Consider the following 18288-nt stretch of genomic DNA (forward strand, 5'->3'; position numbering starts at 1 on the left):
GGGTCGACGGGCGCCTGAACGGTTGGTGCAGCAGGCGCGCCCGTCAGCCCGCCACTGCGTGAAGCCTCGCGCCTGTTACACTGCGCGCCATTTCGTTTTTGCAGGCCAGCCCTCGTGACCAACACCGCTTTCTCCAGCCTTGCGCTGTCCGCCCCCATGCTGGCCAACATCGAGTCCCTCGGCTACACGCAGATGACCCCGATTCAGGCACAGAGCCTGCCGGTGATGCTCAAGGGCATGGACCTCATCGCGCAAGCGAAAACCGGCAGCGGCAAGACCGCCGCCTTTGGTATCGGCCTGCTCAACCCGCTGAATCCGCGCTTCTTCGGCTGCCAGGCCCTGGTGCTCTGCCCGACCCGTGAACTGGCCGACCAGGTCGCCAAGGAAATCCGCCGCCTGGCCCGTGGCGCCGACAACATCAAGGTGCTGACCCTGTGCGGCGGCGTACCCTTCGGCCCACAGATCGGCTCGCTGGAACACGGCGCGCAGATCATCGTCGGCACCCCCGGACGAATTCAGCAGCACCTGAGCAAGGGCACGCTGAAGCTCGACGGCCTCAACACCCTGGTGCTCGACGAAGCCGACCGCATGCTCGACATGGGTTTCTACGACAGCATCGCCGAGATCATCGGCCAGACCCCGAGCCGCCGTCAGACCCTGCTGTTTTCCGCCACCTATCCGGCCGGCATCAAGCAGCTCGCCGCAGCCTTTATGCGTGACCCGCAGCAGGTCAGGGCCGAGTCGACCCACGACAACACGCAGATCGAGCAGCGTTTCTACGAAATCTCCCCGGAAGAGCGGATGGACGCGGTGGTCAAGCTGCTCGCCAGCTTCCGTCCGCAGTCCAGCGTGGCCTTCTGCTTCACCAAGCAGCAGTGCCAGGAGGTGGTCGACCACCTCAGCGCCAACGGTATTTCCGCCGCGGCCTTGCACGGCGACCTGGAGCAGCGCGACCGCGACCAGGTGCTGGCGATGTTCGCCAACCGCAGCCTGTCGGTGCTGGTGGCCACCGACGTGGCCGCGCGCGGCCTGGATATCGATGCCCTGGACATGGTGATCAACGTCGAACTGGCGCGCGATTCGGAAATCCATATCCACCGGGTCGGGCGTACCGGCCGCGCCGGTGAGAAGGGCATGGCCATGAGCCTGGTCGCGCCGCCTGAAGCGCATCGCGCCCAGGCCATCGAGACCCTGCAGAAGGCCCCGTTGAACTGGCACCCGCTGAACGGCCTCAAGGCGCAAGCCGGCGAACCGTTGCAGCCGTCGATGATCACCCTGTGCATTGGTGCCGGGCGCAAGGACAAACTGCGCCCCGGCGACATCCTCGGCGCCCTCACCGGCGAGGCAGGCATTCCGGGCACCCAGGTCGGCAAGATCGCCATCTTCGATTTCCAGGCCTATGTCGCGGTCGAGCGCAGCATCGCCAAACAGGCGCTCAAGCGCCTCAGCGATGGCAAGATCAAGGGTCGCTCGCTGCGGGTACGCACGCTGTAGTTGCAACCGAGAGGCCCAGTGCAAGCGCTGGGCCGAGAAACAGGAGCCCCCTCGTGCGCAATATTCTGGTGATCGAAGACAGCCCCCTGGTGCTGAAGATCCTCGAGCACCTGTTCCGTCAGGAAAGTCGGCTGCAGCCGATCTTCTGCGCCTCGCTGGCCGAGGCTCAGGTGATGCTGGAAACCTCCGCCGAGCTGTTCTTCGCCGCCATCGTCGACCTCAACCTGCCGGATGCGCCCAACGGCGAGAGCGTCGACCTGGTGATGCACTACCAGCTGCCGTGCATCGTCCTCAGCGGCTCCTATAACGAGCAGCGCCGCGACGAGCTGCTGCTCAAGGGTGTGGTCGACTATGTGCTGAAGGAGAGCCAGCACTCCTACGAGTATGCTTTCCGCCTGCTACACCGCCTGGAAAGCAACCGCCAGGTGAAAATCCTCGTCGCCGACGACTCGGCAGCCACCCGCCAGTTCATCCGCCATGTATTGACCCCGCACCGTTACCAGATCATCGACGCCTGCGATGGCGACGAGACCCTGCGCCTCCTCGAAGAACAAACCGATATCGACCTGCTGATAGTCGACCACAGCATGCCCGGACTCAGCGGGTTCGAACTGGTCAAAGTGCTGCGGCAGAAAATGAAACGCAACGAGCTGATCATTCTCGGCCTGTCCGCCGACGCCAAAGGCTCGCTCAGCGCCAAGTTCATCAAGCACGGCGCCGACGACTTCCTGCGCAAACCCTTCTGCACCGAAGAGCTCAACTGCCGGGTGATGTCCAGCCTGGAGCGCCGCGACATGCTCCGCGCGCTGAAACAAGCCGCGCAGTTCGATGCCCTGACCAACCTGTACAACCGCCGGGCCTTCTCGGAAAAAGGCCAGCAGCAGTTCCGTCAGGCGCAACGCGCCAAGCGCCACCTCAGCGTGGCGATGATCGATCTGGATTTTTTCAAACGGATCAACGACGAACACGGCCACGCCAGCGGCGATGCGGCGTTGATCGCCTTCGCCCGCGCCTTGCGCAGTCATTTCCCCGATGCCCTGATCGGCCGCCTGGGCGGCGAAGAGTTTGCCTTGGTCAGCCTGCAGGATGGCGCCATCCTGGCCCAGGCCCTCGACCAGCTGCGCGAGCACTGCGCCAGTCTGAAGTACGCCATCGGCGCACCGCCGCTGTCGTTCAGCGCCGGCATCCACCATGACGCCCCGGACGAGCTGGAGAACTTCCTGCACCAGGCCGATGTACGCCTGTACCAGGCCAAGCACCAAGGGCGCGGCCGCAGCCACTGGCAATAACGCTATAACCCATGGCGTTTGAGAATCTGCGCATAACTGCCATCGGCCTGCATCGCCGCGATCGCCTGATTGAAGCGCTCGGCAATCTGTTGGTGCTCGGGCAGGCTACGGCGAATCAGGATATGCAAGCCATTCTCGCTCAGCGCTAACGGCAGGAACTCCAGTTCACCGGCAATCGCCTGCAGGCTGCGGCCGAGGTGGTAGTGAGCGACAAACTCGTCCTCCAGCACCAGATCCACCCGCTGGCGCTGCAGCATGCGCGCACCGCTCTCGAAACTGCCGACCTCGACCTTGGTCAACTGCTGATCGTTGCTGAACTCAGTGGAATAGGCATAACCGCGCACCACCGCGACGCGGTAGGGGTACAGGTCGGACAAGCTGCGATAATCGATTGCCGTGCCTTTGCGCCGCAGGAAACGGATGCGATTGACCAGATAGGGTTGGGAGAAATAACCGAACTCGGCGCGCTCTTCACTGAACCAGGCACTGACCAGCACATCGTACTCGGCGTGTTGCAGGCCGTGCACCGCCCGCGCCCACGGCACCTCGTTGTAGCGCGTGGCATAACCGGCGCGGCTCAGCGCGCTTGCGACCAGATCCGTCGCCAGGCCGTTATTCAGCAGGGTCTGGCCAGTGAACGGCGGCCAGGGGTCGGCCACCAGGCGCAAAGGCTCCGCGCCGGCAATGCCAGGCGCCAACAGCACCAGTAACAACAACCACCTATGCAGTCGATCCATGACACGCCGCCCATACAGATAAAGGGTTGAACCTAGTCAGCAGCACCGCTTCTAGCCAGCGAAACCGAGCGGCCGGATGACCGGCAGCGCTGTGCGCTGGACAAGCACCCGAGCGGCCACTAGCTTCGCTAGAGCAGACGCTAACACGCTTCGCGCCACCGACACAGCCACCCTCAATTCAGGCCAGGCGACGGCGGTAAGAGGGGATAGTCCATGCCCGAATCGATTTCAGTCGCCGAACTCAACGCTCTGCTGCCGACGCGCACCGCGCTGCTGCTCGATGTACGCCGCGCAGAGGCCTTCGCAGAGAGCCCAACGATCATTCCCGGCGCACTGCGCCGTGCCCCCGAACGCGTCGCCGACTGGGCAGCCGAACTGCCCCGGCAACAGCCGCTAGTCGTCTACTGTGTGCACGGCCACGAGGTCAGCCAAGGGGTCGCCGCACAGCTCGCCGAGCTGGGTTTGCCGGTACGTTTTCTGGCCGGCGGCATCGCCCAGTGGCAAGCAGAGGGCGGCGTCAGCGTCAGCCCGGCCGACTGCCAGGACCCTCTGGCAACTAGTATCGCGCCTATTCGCCCAACTTCAGGAGGAGCCCATGGCCTACGACGAAGGCGTTGCCCAGCGCGTACGTGAACAGCTGCAGGCGCGCGCCGAGATTACCGAAAGAAAGATGTTTGGCGGCCTCGCCTTCATGGCCCACGGTCACATGTTTGTCGGCATCCTCGGCGACCGGCTGATGGTGCGCGTGGGCCCGGACCGCTATGCCAAGGCCCTGAGCCAGGCGCATGTGCGGGAAATGGATTTCACCGGCCGACCCCTGAAGGGGTACGTCTACGTCGAGCCCGACGGCTTCGAGTCCGATGCGCAGCTCGAGTCCTGGGTCAACCAGGGTTATGTGTTCGTCGGCACGTTGCCACCGAAACTGTCGAAGTAATCCAGCCGGCGTGATCCGCTGTTGTGCATATCGCGGGCTTATCGCCGCGCGCCGGGTGGGCGTAGAATTTCACTACGCTCACCCACAGCCGACGCTCGGGTCGGGTCTTCGCTGTACGGGCCAGCGCCCGAGCCGGCATGAGGTTAGGTCATGTCTGCCATAGTCCGCGCCCTGCAAGCCGATATCACCCAGCTACCGGTCGGCGCCATCGTCAACGCCGCCAACGCCTCGCTGCTCGGCGGTGGCGGCGTGGATGGCGCCATTCATCGCGCCGCCGGGCCGGAGCTGCTGCGCGAATGCCGCCGTCTGGCCGGCTGCAAGACCGGCGAAGCCAAGCTCACACCGGGCTACCGCCTGCCCGCCCAGTACATCATTCACACCGTCGGCCCGGTCTGGCACGGCGGCAGCCGTGGCGAACCGGAACTGCTGGCTGCCTGCTATCGCAGCGCCATCCAGCTGGCCGCCGCCCACGGCATCCTGACCCTGGCCTTCCCGAGCATCAGCACCGGCGTCTACGGTTATCCCATCGAGCTCGCGGCGCAGGTCGCGGTGACCACGGTGCGGGCTGCACTGCAGAAGTACGCCGCCATCCAGGAAGTCATCTTCTGCTGTTTCTCAGCGCAGGACCTGCAGGTTTACCAAGCCGCACTCGCGCACGACAGCAACTGAACCCGGCCGCCGTCGAGCGCTGCCGCGCCCTGGCGGCTCACGCCTTCGGGTAAGATGCGCGCTGTTTGCGTCGCGCTGGCGGCGCTGTTCACGTCTCGAGGAAGTTGTTGTGCTCGCTACACAGGTAGTAATTATTGGTGCCGGTGCCGCCGGCTTGATGTGCGCGCTGACGGCCGCCGGGCGTGGCCGTCAGGTGCTGCTGCTGGACCACGCCAACAAGGCCGGCAAGAAGATTCTGATGTCCGGCGGCGGGCGCTGCAATTTCACCAATATGTACTGCGAGCCGGAGAACTTCCTCTCGGAGAACCCGCACTTCTGCAAGTCCGCCCTGGCGCGCTACAGCCAGTGGGATTTCATTGCCCTGGTGGCCAAACATGGCGTGCCCTACCACGAGAAGAAGCTCGGCCAACTGTTCTGCGACAACAAGGCCAGCGACATCCTCAACCTGCTGCTGAGCGAGTGCGAGGAGGCCGGCGTCGACCTGCGCCTGGACACCTCGGTCGCGGAGATCGCCCAGCTGGACAACGGCTATCAGTTGCAGACCAGCGCCGGTGCGGTGCGTTGCCAGTCGCTGGTGATCGCCACCGGCGGCCTGTCGATCCCCACCCTGGGCGCCAGCGGCTTCGGTTATCAGGTGGCCAGGCAGTTCGGCCACAGCGTGCTGCCGACCCGCGCCGGCCTGGTGCCGTTCAGCATCACCGAGCCGCAACTGAAGGCGCTGTGCAGCGAGCTCTCCGGCACCTCGGTGGAGGATTGCCTGGTCAGCTGCAACGGCCAGAGTTTTCGCGAGAACATCCTGTTCACCCACCGCGGCCTCAGCGGCCCGGCGATCCTGCAGATTTCCTCGTACTGGCAGCCGGGCGACACCGTGCATATCGACCTGCTGCCGCATATCGACCTGCCCGAGTGGCTGGCCGAACAGCAACGCGAACGACCGAACAGCGAGCTGAAAACCCTGCTCGCCGAACTGTTCACCAAGAAGATGGCCGGCCTGCTGGTCGACAGCTGGTTCGTCTCCAAGCCGATGAAGCAGTACAGCCCGAACGAACTCAATTCGATTGCCGACAAGCTCGCCGACTGGCGATTGGTGCCGGCCGGCACCGAGGGCTACCGCACCGCCGAGGTGACCCTGGGCGGCATCGACAGCCGCGAGGTGTCGTCGAAAACCCTGGAGTCGCTGAAAGCGCCGGGGCTGTATTTCATCGGCGAGGTGCTGGATGTCAGCGGCCATCTGGGCGGCTTCAACTTCCAGTGGGCCTGGGCCTCGGCTTACGCGGCGGCGCAGTACGTCTGATCGCCGAGCAATCGCGCAACGCCAAACCCATCGCGGCCCCGTCCGCGCCCACAGCAAGGTGCTAGATCACTGCGCCGGACAGGCCTCTAATACGGGCTGCCGGCCTTAGTCGGCCAACAGCTCGACAAAGCGCCGGGCGAAGCTGTGCACATCCCCCGGCCAGCGTGCCGAGAGGTAGTGACCGTCACACACCAGCCAGGCCGGACGGCTGTCGTCCAGGCTGTCGCGGTGCAGGCCGCTGGTCTTGCGCCGCTGGTCCGGCGCATCCGCCGGCACATCGAGGAAGTCCGCCGGGCAGGCCAAGGCCCGACTGACCTCGGCCTGCACACTCATATACCCGGCCGGCTCGCCCGGCGCCTCCAGATAGGTGCGGTAGTAGTTGGGCGCCCAGAAGCGGCCGTAGAAACGGCTCAGGTTCCAGGCGCTGCGTTCCATGCGCCAGGTCAGGCCGGTGGTCTTGCGCCCGTACAACGCCGAGCGCCCATCCGCCCCTGGGCTGCGCGCGGCCAGCAGCACGCCATGGCAGATCGCCGCAACCGGCTTGGCGCTGGCGAAGAAGGCGCCGACGAACGCCTGCAGGCACGGGTTCTCCAGGTAGCCGCGCATGCCCCGCGCCCAATGCCCACCGGGCAGCAACAGGCCGTCGAAGTCGGCCACCGCGAGCTGCTCATAGCGCAGCGGCTGGCGGAACTCGACATCCGTGAGCAGGCTGCGATAGGCCTCGCGGGCGCCACGTCGGGCGCGCAGAAGCAAACCGAGCAGCTTGAGCCGACGCAAAGCGGGCAACCACCCCCAGGGGTCCAGCCCCTCGCCCGTGAGCATCAACGGATCGCCCGCGGACGGCTGCCCATCCGGGGTGGCGAAACGCACCCGGTGCCCGGCAGCGCGCAGCACCTGCCAGCTAATGGCGACCTCGCTGGGATCGAAGTCGCAACTCGGCAACGGCATCAGAACGGTCTTGACGGACATGGCATGAGTACTCGTTGGACAATCCCCGAGCTTAGCGGGTGCAACCCAGGCCAGGCGAGTGACCCAGCAGGCCAAGACAGCGACCCTGGCACCGCTGCATTCGTCCCGGTGGCCTGGCCGCGAGCGCTGCGGGCACGAGTGGACATAGACGCCGGGCGCATTTGCACTGGCGCGGTGCACCGCGCTCTACTACAAAGCCGTAACATGCCCAACTCCGGCGCCTGCAGCGCCCAGCAGATTACCCCACGCGACCGCTCCCCCTAGACAAGGACCGACCACCGACATGACTCAAGACCAAGGCCTGATCTTCGCCATTCTGGCCGCCAGCATTGGCCTGTTCTTCTGGGGTCGGTGGCGGCACGACATCGTCGCCCTGGCCGCCTTGCTGGCCTGCGTGATCGTCGGTCTGGTGCCAGACCAGAAGGCCTTCGCCGGTTTCGGCCACCCCGCGGTGATCACCGTCGCCTGCGTGCTGGTGTTGAGCTACGGTCTGCAGCTCACAGGCGCGGTGGACGCCATGGCCCAACGCATACTGCCCAGCAATGCCGGACCGATGCTCTCGATCGCCGCCCTGACCGGCCTCGGCGCACTGCTCTCGGCCTTTATGAACAACGTCGGCGCCCTTGCCCTGCTGATGCCCATCGCCCTGCAGATCGCCCGCAAGCTGGACCTGCCGCCCGGCCGCCTGCTGATGCCACTGGCGTTCGGCACCATCCTCGGCGGCATGACCACGCTGATCGGCACGCCGCCCAACCTGATCGTCTCCAGCTTTCGCGCGCAAAGCGGCGCCGGGCCGTTCGCCATGTTCGACTTCAGCCCGGTCGGCGTGGCGGTGGCGCTGAGCGGCGTGCTGTTTATCGCCTTGCTCGGCTGGCGCCTGGTGCCCAAGCGCACGGTGGCCAGCGTGACCAGTTTCGACACCGGCACCTACCTCACCGAGGCGCGTGTGCAGGAGGGCGGCAAGGCGGTCGGCAAGACCCTGCGCGAGATCGAGGTGCTGCTCGATGAAGCCGACGCGCAGATCATCGGCATGGTGCGCAACAAGATGCGCCTGTCCGCACCCAACCCGCAGCGTGAACTCCTGGTCGACGACGTGCTGGTGATCGAAGCCGAGCCGGAGTCCCTGGGCACCGTGCTGGCTAATCTGGGTCTGAAACTGGAGGCGACCCTACCGCCCGAGGGCGAGGACGAGAACGAGGTGGCTGAACAGGCGAGCGAGACCGCCGCCAGCCCAGCCACTGCAGAAGCCAAAACGAGCAAAACCAAGAACGGCGAGAAGAAAGACCCGGAGGCCGATGCCCGCTCGCTGCAAGAACTCCTGGTGCGCCCAGACTCCCACATGGTCGGCCGCTCCGTCAGCGAAACCCGCTTGCGCAGCCGCTACTCGATCAACCTGCTGGCGATCTCGCGGCAGAGTCATCGCTCGATCAAGCGCCTGCGTTCGACCCTGATCGAGCGCGGTGACGTGCTACTGATGCAGGGCACGGCGGACGACATCGCCGAGTTCGCCGCCGATTACGCCTGCGTGCCACTCGCCGACCGCGCCATCAGCATCCCCGACCTGGGCAAGACCTCACTCGCCGTCGGCGTCATGCTGTTGGCGGTCGCCCTCGCCGCCTTCGGCCTGCTCTCGGCGGCAGTCGCCTTCGCCGCTGGCGTGCTGGTGTTCATGGTGATGCGCGTGGTGCCGCTGCGCTCGATCTACAGCGCCATCGACTGGCCGGTGATCGTCCTCCTCGGTGCGCTGATTCCGGTGGCTGGCGCCATGTCCAGCAGCGGCGCAGCCGACCTGCTGGCACGGCTGCTGATGGAGCATATCGCCCAAGGCAACCCGGTCATCGTGCTCACCGTGCTGCTGGTGGTGACCATGACCCTCTCGGACTTCATGAACAACGCGGCCACCGCCGCGGTGATGTGCCAGATTGCCCTGAGCGCGGCGAGCCAATTGGGGGTCAACCCCGACACCCTGCTGATGGCGGTGGCGATTGGCGCCTCCTGCTCATTCCTGACGCCCATCGGTCACCAGAACAACACCCTGATTCTCAGCCCTGGCGGTTTCCGCTTCGGCGACTATTGGCGCCTCGGTCTGCCCATGGAAATACTCGTGGTGCTGGTCAGCGTGCCCCTGCTACTGCTGGTCTGGCCGCTGTAAAGCGCTGACCAGCCGGCTTGAGTGGCTAGGAGGCCGGGGTAAAGCCGAGCACGATATCGAAACGCGCCACCTGCTCACCCGCCGTAGAACCGGCGACGGGGACGAATGGCACGATCAGACGTTCACGCGCCTGGGGATCGCGGATCGCATTGAGCACGCCGTCGCCCTGGTTGCCGCGCTCACCGCGGATGTAGCACTGGGTGACGAAGCGTGGCTGACCGGGCAGCGTTACCGCCACATGGATATGCGGCGTGCGCCCGGGGTAGGCCACCGGGCGTATGGTGCGAAAGCGGTATTCGCCATTGGCGCCGGTGACGAAGCGGCCGTAGCCCTGGAAATTCACATCGCGTGCGTTGCGCTCGCCACCACGACTGTGCAGGTAGACGCCATGCGCATCCACCTGCCAGATTTCCACCAGCGCGTCTTTCAGCGGCTTGCCATGCGCATCGAGGATCAATCCGTACAGATGCACCACGACCCCGCTGGCGGGCGTCAGGTGATCGTCGACGATCAGCAGGTCGTTGTCCTGATCCAGCGGCAGTTGGTCGGGATAGAACGGCCCGAGCGTCTGCGCCGGGGTCAGCAGACGTTCGGCGAACGCACCCGGGGTGCTCAGCCACAGGGCGCCACCCGCAAGCCCTGCCAGCAGCTGACGACGACTGATTCGCGACATGTGCATGCGGTCCTCCGCAGGTCGACTACCTGTGAGTAAAGAATAGGAGCCTGTCGGACTTAACGCTGCCCCACTGCGAAAAAGCCGGCGTTGTGCGGAAACTGCAGGTTACCCCGACGCGCTCAGCGGCCAGCCTGCCGTACAGGCTGGCCCAACAGGGCAACCGCCTGGCGCGAGCGTCACACATTCACCGCTACAACTTCTCCAGCACACTGATCGCCGGCTCATAGGGCAAACCATGCGCCTCGGCAACGCTTTCGCAGGTAATCACCCCCCTGGCCACGTTGAGGCCGTTGCACAGGTGCGGATCGTCCTCCAGCGCCAAACGCGTGCCTTTTTCCGCCAGCGCGACGACGAACGGCAGCGTCGCGTTGTTCAGCGCCAGGGTCGAGGTGCGCGCCACTGCACCGGGCATATTGGCCACGCAGTAATGCACCACGTCATCGACCACATAGGTGGGGTTGTCATGGGTAGTGGCTTTCGAGGTTTCCGCACAGCCGCCCTGATCGATCGCCACATCCACCAGCACCGAACCGGGCTGCATCTGCTTGACCATCTCGGCGGTAATCAGCTTGGGCGCCGCTGCACCGGGGATCAGCACGCCGCCGATGACCAGATCCGCCGCCAGTATCTGCTCACGCAATGCCGCGCGCGTGGAGTACAGGGTGGTAATGCGGTTGCCGTATTGGCCATCCAGGCGACGCAGGGCATCGACGCTCTTGTCCAGCACCGTGACATCGGCGCCGAGACCTACCGCCATAGCCAAGGCATGGCTGCCGACCACCCCACCGCCGAGAATCACCACCTTGCCCGGCGCCACACCCGGCACCCCGCCGAGCAGCACGCCCCGTCCGCCCTTGGCTTTTTCCAGGCAGTTGGCGCCGGCCTGGATCGACATGCGCCCGGCCACCTCGGACATCGGTGCCAGCAGCGGTAAGCGACCGTTGTGATCGGTCACCGTCTCGTAGGCGATGCAGATGGCGCCGCCGGCCATCAATTCATCGGTCTGTGGCCGATCCGGCGCCAGGTGCAGGTAGGTGAACAGGGTGTGATGTGGTCGCAAACGCGCACGTTCGACGGCCAGTGGTTCCTTGACCTTGATGAGCAACTGCGCCTCGTTGAACACCTGAGTCGCATCCTTGGCGATCTGCGCACCGGCGGCTTGATAATCGGCATCGCTGAAGCCGATAGCCGCACCCGCCAGGGTCTCGACCAGCACCTCATGCCCCAGCGCAGTCAGCTCGGCCACCGATTGCGGGGTCAGGCCAACGCGATACTCGTGGTTCTTGATTTCCTTGGGTACGCCGATACGCATAACAACCTCCTCGCGGGCTAGTCGAGTAAGCATAGGAAAAATTCAGGCACGCAGATGCGCCTGACGCCCTTAATTGGCCAGCGCTTTCAGAGAAACACCCTGTAATTTTTGGATTTCCAGCAGATATATCGAACCGGGGTCCGCCACGACCGACGCTTAGCTAGCCGCAGCGGGATCAGTGTCGATGGGGCGGGCCCGCGTGGGTGCTCGCGGCCCCGCCTACTGGCTCAGCGCTGCTGGCCGAACAGCAGCCTGCGGGCCTCGGCCGTCAGCAACGCCTCGGGATCGCGATTGATCTCCTCGGCCAGGGCATAGGCGCGCTGCACCGCCGGCCTCGCTGCCATGCGCTGTAGCCAGGCGGCCATCTGCGGGAAGTCCTCGAGACGCTGCTGCTGCGCCTCCCAGCCCTTGGCCCAGGGATAGATGGCCATGTCGGCGATCGAGTAGTCCCCGGCCACGTACTCGCGTCCGGCCAATTGGCGGTCGAGTACGCCATACAGGCGCGCGGTTTCCTTGACATAGCGCTCGATGGCATAGGGGATCGGCTCGGGTGCGTAGCGCACGAAATGATGGTTCTGCCCCGCCATCGGCCCCAGCCCACCCATCTGCCAATACAGCCACTGCAGCACCTGGAAACGCGCCCGTGTCTCGCGCGGCAGGAACTGTCCGCTCTTGTCCGCCAGGTACTCGAGGATGGCCCCGGACTCGAACAGCGCCAACGGCTCACCGCCATCCACCGGAGCCTGGTCGACGATCGCCGGAATACGGTTGTTCGGCGCAATTTTCAGAAAGCCCGCTGCGAACTGCTCGCCCTTGCCGATATGCACCGGCTGCACGTGGTACTCCAGCCCGGCCTCCTCGAGAAAGATGCTGACCTTGTGGCCATTGGGCGTGGTCCAGTAGTAGAGATCGATCATGTCAGTTCCCCTCAGTCCAGCGCGGCACGCTTCACCGGCCCGCACGCGGTTTGATAGTGGTTCAGCAGGCGCTGGAACCAGACCCCCACTGCAGAATCCGTGGCCCAAGGCTGCGTACCCAGGCACCAGGCCCAAAAGAACAGACCGCCGACCAGATAGTCGCTTCCGGCGGGTGCCTCGCCATCCAGATAGGGTTGCTCCGCCAGCCAGGCCTCCAGCGGCGCCAGCGCCTGTTTGAGTTGCACGGCACCGGCCTCGGGGTCGGCGAAGGCCTCCAGGGTGGCGCCCAGGGCCTTCTCCCGAGTGCTGCGGAAATAGTCTTTGTCCGCCGCGTCGATCACCGCGAACACCCGCGGCAGCAGGACCTTGAGCAACGGCATGCGCACGGCATGAAAGATCACCCGTTCGAGCAACGCCGCGCGGCTTTCGGCCAGGCCCGCACCCAACAGCGGCTTGTCCGGATAGGTGCGGTCCAGGTAGCGAAAGATCGCCACGCTGTCATGCACCACGCTATCACCGTCGCGCAGCACCGGTACCTGCTGCTGACCGGAGCAGGCCAGCGGCTGCTTGTCGGTGAAGCGCAGCGGCCGGCTCTCGAACTCCAGCCCTTTGTGCAGCAGCGCCAGGCGCACGCGCCAGCAGTAAGGGGAAAACAGCAACTGGGGATCGGCCCCACGTAATTCAAACAGTTCGCGCATATCACACACCCTCGGGTTAGAACCGCTCAATCCAGGTTTAGCTGAGTCATCACGCGCTCCGTGCAGCGTGCAGCGTGATGCCGATAGGGGTCGCCGTCACCGCGGTCGGCCAATGGCGGCCCGCTAACCGAACAGTCGGCAAGACAGCCCCAGAGCCCGGGCGAGAGGCGTTGAGCCACAGAAACGCTGAGCGGAGAATTTAGAACCGATCAGTCCCAAAATCAAGCACCGCTCTATCTGGCCGCATTGCGCAGCCAAGGGTGCTTCACGACCGCTCTCAGTCGTCCGCAGATGGACGGGCTCGGGGGAGCCACAGGGAGGATGGAGGCCGAGCCACGCGCCCTAGCGTGGCGTATCAGGCCCGTCCACCAGAGTCGCCGGGCTAGACGCCGGCGCGCTGGACCGCTCCAGTAGCCGGATTTAGCGCCAACGCCCTAGCGCTTCAGCTCGGCCATGCCTTGCAACAGCTCGATTGGCAGCGGGAAGACAATGGTCGAGCTCTTGTCGGTGGCGATGTTGCTCAGGGTTTGCATGTAACGCAGTTGCATGGCGCCCGGCTGACGACCGAGCATCTCGGCGGCCTGCATGAGTTTCTCCGAGGCCTGCAATTCGCCTTCGGCGTGAATCACCTTGGCTCGGCGTTCGCGTTCGGCTTCGGCCTGTTTGGCGATGGCGCGGATCATCGACTCGTCGAGGTCGACGTGCTTGATCTCGACGTTGGCCACCTTGATGCCCCAGGCATCGGTCTGCGCGTCGAGCACCTGCTGGATATCGACGTTGAGCCGCTCGCGTTCGGCGAGCATCTCGTCCAGCTCATGCTTGCCGAGCACCGCCCGCAGGGTGGTTTGCGACAACTGGCTGGTCGCGCCGTGGTAATCCTCGACCTGGATAATCGCCTTCTGCGGGTCGAGTACACGGAAGTAGATCACCGCATTGACCTTGACCGAGACGTTATCGCGGGAGATCACGTCCTGGGTCGGCACATCCAGCACGATGGTCCGCAGATCGACCCGCACCATCTGCTGGATCACCGGAATGATGATCACCAATCCCGGCCCCTTGACCTTCCAGAAGCGCCCGAGCTGGAACACCACGCCCCGTTCGTACTCGCGCAGAATACGGAAGGCCGAGGCCAACAAGGCGATCAACAGCGCCGCCAGGGCGGCAAAACTCAGTTCAAAACCCATGTCTACTCTCCTTGCGGCGGCGCCTCTTCAACCACGCCAACGTCCAGTAGCAAGCCCTTGCGCGCCAGTACCCGCACCTGTTGGCCCGGATGCAACGGCGCCTGGCTGAGCACTTGCCAGTGTTCTCCTTGCAGCAGCACCCAGCCACTCAACGAATTGTTTGGCTGCACCGCGCTGATTCTCGCCAGGCTGCCGACCAACTCGCTGTCGCCGCCGACCAGTGCCCGGCGCCTGGCGCGCAGGGCCATGCTGACGATGGCGAAAATCAGCAGGCCGGTGGTCAGCGCCAGGGTCGCGATCAGCGGCAGCGGAATACCAAAACCCGGCACCTCGGTGTCGATCAGAATCAAGGCGCCGAAGGCGAAGGCCACCACCCCGCCAATGCCGATCACGCCGAAACTCGGCATGAAGGCCTCGGCCGTGATGAAGGCGATCCCCAGCAGGATCAAGGCCACTCCGGCATAGTTCACCGGCAGCAGCTGCAAGGCGTACAGCGCGAGAATCAGGCAGATGCCGCCGAGCACCCCACCGACGCCGGTGCCCGGATTGGAGAACTCGAAGAACAGGCCGTAAACCCCGATCATCATCAACAACAGCGCCACGCTGGGATTGGTGATCACCGCCAGCAACTGCGTGCGCCAGTCCGGTACATGGCTGATCAAGGCGGCGCCTTCCGTTTGCAAGGTGACCTCGACGCCGGCGGCGTTGAAGGTTTTACCGTTCAGTTGCTTGAGCAGATCCGCCACATCGATGGCGAGGTAATCGACCACCTTGAGTTCGAGCGCTTCTTCGGCGGACAGGCTGACCGCCTCGCGCACCGCCTGCTCGGCCCATTCGGCATTGCGCCCGCGCATCTGCGCCAAGCCACGGATATAGGCCGAGGCATCGTTGATCTGTTTTTTGCTCAGGGTATCGCTCGGCGCGCCGGCTTTCCCGGCCTCGCCCTCGGAGGCTTTTGCTGATTTGTCGGCCTTATCGGCATTGTCGGCCTGGTCGCCCTTATCCGCGCTCTCCGGCTTGTCCGCCCCCGGCGACGGCGAACCCGGCATGCCGCCGATCTGCACCGGCGTGGCCGCACCGAGATTGGTGCCGGGCGCCATCGCCGCGATATGACTGGCATAGAGAATATAGGTACCGGCGCTGGCCGCCCGCGCGCCACTCGGTGCGACGAAGCTGGCGACCGGAATCGGGCTGGCGAGAATCGCCTTGATGATCGCGCGCATCGAGGTGTCCAGGCCGCCGGGCGTGTCGATACTCAGCACCACCAGCTGTGCGCCATCGTCCAGTGCGCGGGCCAGGCCACGCACCACATAGTCGGCGCTGGCCGGACCAATGGCGCCGTCGACGCGCAATTCCACCACCACAGCCGGGGCCGCCATCAGCCCCACCGGCAATAGCAGCAAGGCCAGCGCGAGGAGCAAACGGCGAATCAACGAACCTTTCACGGCCCTCTCCACGACGGCCGCTGTGGGTGACACGTAACCGGCAAACTGCGGCTGTCTGTTTAGAGGATAGTCCAAACGTCCGCCAGCGCCCCGTCGCGCCGGTAAGCCCCAGCCCCGCTGAGCGCCGGCCGCCGACGCTCAGTGCCACACTGGTTTGATTCGGCTAAAAACGCGCGTGCCAGGCGCCCACCGACTCCGTTAGTCTGCTCACTAATCACCCTGCACAGGTCGTTAGCCCAGATGCCATCCGTGTCCCTCAGCCATTCCCTGCGCCGCCTCTGGGCGCTGGACAAGTTCAGCTACAGCCTGCGGGTGTTCATTGCCCTCGGCGGTAGCCTGCTGCTGTGCTGGTCGCAGGGCTGGATGCACGCCTTGATCCCGCTGTTTCTCGGGGTCATCGCCAGTGCCCTGGCCGAGACGGATGACAGCTGGCAAGGCCGGCTCATGGCCCTGCTGGTCACCCTGGGCTGCTTCAGCGCGGCGGCCTACACGGTCGAGCTGCTATTTCCCTATCCCTGGCTGTTCGTCAGCGCCCTGGCCCTGTCGAGCTTTGCCCTGACCATGCTCGGCGCCCTCGGCGAACGCTTCGCCACCCTCGGCTGGGCGACCCTGATCCTGGCGATCTACAGCATGATTGGCGTGGAACAGCGCGGCGGCAGCAGCGGTCTCGGCCCGCAACCGTTATTGCTGGTGGCGGGCGCCGCCTGGTACGGGCTGCTCTCGGTGATCTGGAATGCCCTGTTCGCCCACCAACCGGTGCAGCACAGCCTGGCCCGGCTGTTCCGCGAACTGGGCCGCTACCTCAAGCTCAAGGCTGCGCTGTTCGAACCGCTGCGCCAACTCGATGTCGAGGAGCGCCGCCTAGCCCTGGCCAAGCAGAACGGTCAGGTGGTGGCGGCGCTGAATGCGACCAAGGAAATCATCCTGCACCGGGTCGGCAATGGCCGGCCGGGCCCCAAGGTCGGCCGCTACCTGAAGCTGTACTTCCTCGCCCAGGACATCCATGAGCGCGCCAGCTCCTCGCACTACCCCTACAACGAACTGGCCGAGGCGTTCTTCCACAGCGATGTGCTGTTTCGCTGCCAGCGCCTGCTGCGCCTGCACGGCGAAGCCTGTCGGCGCCTGGCCCAGGCCATCGAACTGCGCCAACCCTTCGAATACCGCGAACTGTGCAGCCAGGCGCTGGATGACCTGCAGGCCTCCCTCGAGCACCTGCGCCTGCAGAGCAACCCGGCCTGGCGCCACCTGCTGCGCTCGTTGAATGCCTTGGCCGGCAACCTCAGCACCCTCGACCAGTTGCTGGGCAACGCCAGCAACCCCGATGCCCTGGATGAGGAACAGGACAGCAGCCTGCTCGACCGCGAGCCGCACTCGCTAAAGGAGGTCTGGGAGCGCCTGCGCCTGCAATTGACGCCGACCTCGCTGCTGTTCCGCCACGCCCTGCGCCTGGCTATCGCCCTGACCGCCGGCTACGGCATGCTGCACTGGATTCATCCGGCCCAGGGCTACTGGATCCTGCTGACCACGCTGTTCGTCTGCCAGCCGAACTACGGCGCCACCCGGCGCAAGCTGGTGCAACGGATCGGCGGCACGGTGCTCGGCCTGGTGCTCGGCTGGGCGCTGTTCGACCTGTTCCCCAACCCACTGATCCAGGCGTTCTTCGCGGTCGCCGCCGGCGTCGCCTTCTTCGCCACCCGCAGCAGTCGCTACACCCTGGCCACGGCGGCCATCACCCTGTTGGTGCTGTTCTGCTTCAACCAGGTCGGCGATGGCTATGGCCTGATCATTCCACGGCTGGTCGACACCCTGCTCGGCAGCCTGATCGCCGGATTGGCGGTGTTCCTGATCCTGCCGGACTGGCAAGGCCGCCGCCTCAACCGCATGCTGGCCAATACCCTCAGCTGCAACAGCACTTACCTGCGCCAGATCATCCAGCAGTACGCCAACGGCAAACGCAACGACCTGGCCTATCGCCTGGCCCGGCGCAACGCCCACAACGCCGACGCGGCGCTGTCGACCACCCTCGGCAACATGCTGATGGAGCCCGGTCATTTTCGTAAGGAGGCGGACATCGGCTTTCGCTTTCTGGTGCTCTCGCACACCTTGCTGAGCTACCTGTCCGGGCTCGGCGCGCACCGTGGCGAAGCCCGCCTGGGCGATGACCAGCACCGCCTCATCGACAGCGCCGCGAGCCTCGCCGCCAGCCTCGATGGCATTGCCCATAACCTGGCACAAGGGCAGCCAGTGGCGATTCACAGCGATGCCGAAGAGCAACTCGCGGTCGAACTGGAACAGCTGACGGAAGAACTGGATGACCAGCAGCGTCTGCTCCAAACCCAGCTCGCGCTGATCTGCCGCCAGCTGGGCCCCCTGCGCACTCTCTGCGCCCATCTGCTCAGAGACCAGCACACAGCCGCACACTAGGGTCTGTTGCCGTTTCATTCGCGGCCGCGCCGTAGCTTGTTTTTGCGCGAGGCAAGGCACGAGGAGCGCGGTTTGGTTGTTCCAAATGAGC

16 protein-coding genes are annotated in these 18288 nt (G+C 65.2%); 8 read left to right on the plus strand and 8 right to left on the minus strand.

What is annotated here, in order from left to right:
• The first annotated feature begins 114 nt into the window (after positions 1 to 114).
• Both dbpA and FBY03_RS17605 read left to right on the plus strand, forming a co-directional pair.
• On the plus strand, positions 115 to 1494 hold the full coding sequence (gene dbpA, locus FBY03_RS17600) for an ATP-dependent RNA helicase DbpA (protein ID WP_147173660.1): 1380 nt from the start codon (positions 115 to 117) through the stop codon (positions 1492 to 1494).
• 53 nt (positions 1495 to 1547) lie between these two features.
• Positions 1548 to 2783 carry a diguanylate cyclase gene (locus FBY03_RS17605; protein WP_147173661.1) on the plus strand — a complete coding sequence of 412 codons (1236 nt, stop codon included), beginning with the start codon at positions 1548 to 1550 and terminating at the stop codon, positions 2781 to 2783.
• 2 nt (positions 2784 to 2785) lie between these two features.
• On the opposite strand, the gene FBY03_RS17610 is transcribed toward FBY03_RS17605, so the two are convergent.
• Positions 2786 to 3520: an ABC transporter substrate-binding protein gene (locus FBY03_RS17610; protein ID WP_147173662.1), complete on the minus strand. Its 735-nt coding sequence runs from the start codon at positions 3518 to 3520 to the stop codon at positions 2786 to 2788.
• 213 nt (positions 3521 to 3733) lie between these two features.
• On the opposite strand from FBY03_RS17610, the gene FBY03_RS17615 reads away from it, so the two are divergent.
• The 4 genes from FBY03_RS17615 (at position 3734) to FBY03_RS17630 (ending at position 6417) form a co-directional block, all read left to right on the plus strand.
• A complete protein-coding gene (locus FBY03_RS17615; protein WP_147173663.1) occupies positions 3734 to 4153 on the plus strand; it encodes a thiosulfate sulfurtransferase GlpE in 420 nt (139 codons plus the stop codon).
• Complete coding sequence (locus FBY03_RS17620; protein ID WP_147173664.1) at positions 4116 to 4454, plus strand: TfoX/Sxy family protein; 339 nt, start codon at positions 4116 to 4118, stop codon at positions 4452 to 4454. Before FBY03_RS17615 ends, FBY03_RS17620 begins: the two co-directional genes overlap by 38 nt.
• A gap of 150 nt (positions 4455 to 4604) precedes the next feature.
• Complete coding sequence (locus tag FBY03_RS17625) at positions 4605 to 5123, plus strand: O-acetyl-ADP-ribose deacetylase (RefSeq protein WP_147173665.1); 519 nt, start codon at positions 4605 to 4607, stop codon at positions 5121 to 5123.
• Between the two features lie 109 nt (positions 5124 to 5232).
• Positions 5233 to 6417 (plus strand): NAD(P)/FAD-dependent oxidoreductase, encoded by a 1185-nt coding sequence (locus tag FBY03_RS17630; protein WP_147173666.1) that lies wholly within the window; start codon positions 5233 to 5235, stop codon positions 6415 to 6417.
• 105 nt (positions 6418 to 6522) lie between these two features.
• Here the strand turns inward: FBY03_RS17630 and FBY03_RS17635 are convergent, their stop codons facing one another.
• Positions 6523 to 7386 (minus strand): type 1 glutamine amidotransferase domain-containing protein, encoded by an 864-nt coding sequence (locus FBY03_RS17635; RefSeq protein WP_147173667.1) that lies wholly within the window; start codon positions 7384 to 7386, stop codon positions 6523 to 6525.
• 283 nt (positions 7387 to 7669) lie between these two features.
• Here FBY03_RS17635 and FBY03_RS17640 point away from each other — a divergent pair, with 283 nt between their 5' ends.
• Positions 7670 to 9538 carry an SLC13 family permease gene (locus tag FBY03_RS17640; protein WP_147173668.1) on the plus strand — a complete coding sequence of 623 codons (1869 nt, stop codon included), beginning with the start codon at positions 7670 to 7672 and terminating at the stop codon, positions 9536 to 9538.
• Between the two features lie 25 nt (positions 9539 to 9563).
• On the opposite strand, the gene FBY03_RS17645 is transcribed toward FBY03_RS17640, so the two are convergent.
• From FBY03_RS17645 to FBY03_RS17670, 6 genes are all read right to left on the minus strand, one after another.
• Positions 9564 to 10211, minus strand: a complete 648-nt coding sequence (locus FBY03_RS17645) for a protocatechuate 3,4-dioxygenase (RefSeq protein ID WP_218570797.1) — start codon at positions 10209 to 10211, stop codon at positions 9564 to 9566.
• 193 nt (positions 10212 to 10404) lie between these two features.
• Positions 10405 to 11526 carry an alanine dehydrogenase gene (ald, locus tag FBY03_RS17650; protein WP_147173670.1) on the minus strand — a complete coding sequence of 374 codons (1122 nt, stop codon included), beginning with the start codon at positions 11524 to 11526 and terminating at the stop codon, positions 10405 to 10407.
• 227 nt (positions 11527 to 11753) lie between these two features.
• Positions 11754 to 12443, minus strand: coding sequence for a glutathione binding-like protein (locus tag FBY03_RS17655; RefSeq protein ID WP_147173671.1), 690 nt, complete (start codon positions 12441 to 12443; stop codon positions 11754 to 11756).
• Between the two features lie 11 nt (positions 12444 to 12454).
• Positions 12455 to 13141, minus strand: coding sequence for a glutathione S-transferase N-terminal domain-containing protein (locus tag FBY03_RS17660; protein ID WP_147173672.1), 687 nt, complete (start codon positions 13139 to 13141; stop codon positions 12455 to 12457).
• 434 nt (positions 13142 to 13575) lie between these two features.
• The gene (locus FBY03_RS17665) at positions 13576 to 14328 is read right to left on the minus strand and encodes a slipin family protein (protein WP_147173673.1); all 753 of its coding nucleotides are present in this window, start codon (positions 14326 to 14328) and stop codon (positions 13576 to 13578) included.
• Between the two features lie 2 nt (positions 14329 to 14330).
• Positions 14331 to 15707 (minus strand): nodulation protein NfeD, encoded by a 1377-nt coding sequence (locus tag FBY03_RS17670; RefSeq protein WP_147173677.1) that lies wholly within the window; start codon positions 15705 to 15707, stop codon positions 14331 to 14333.
• Positions 15708 to 16013: 306 nt separating this feature from the next.
• Between FBY03_RS17670 and yccS the strand changes: the two genes are divergently transcribed.
• A complete protein-coding gene (gene yccS, locus FBY03_RS17675) occupies positions 16014 to 18197 on the plus strand; it encodes a YccS family putative transporter (RefSeq protein WP_147173674.1) in 2184 nt (727 codons plus the stop codon).
• Positions 18198 to 18288 lie beyond the last annotated feature (91 nt).

This window comes from Pseudomonas sp. SJZ079 (assembly GCF_007993865.1).
In the GTDB taxonomy this organism is placed as follows: Bacteria; Pseudomonadota; Gammaproteobacteria; order Pseudomonadales; family Pseudomonadaceae; genus Aquipseudomonas.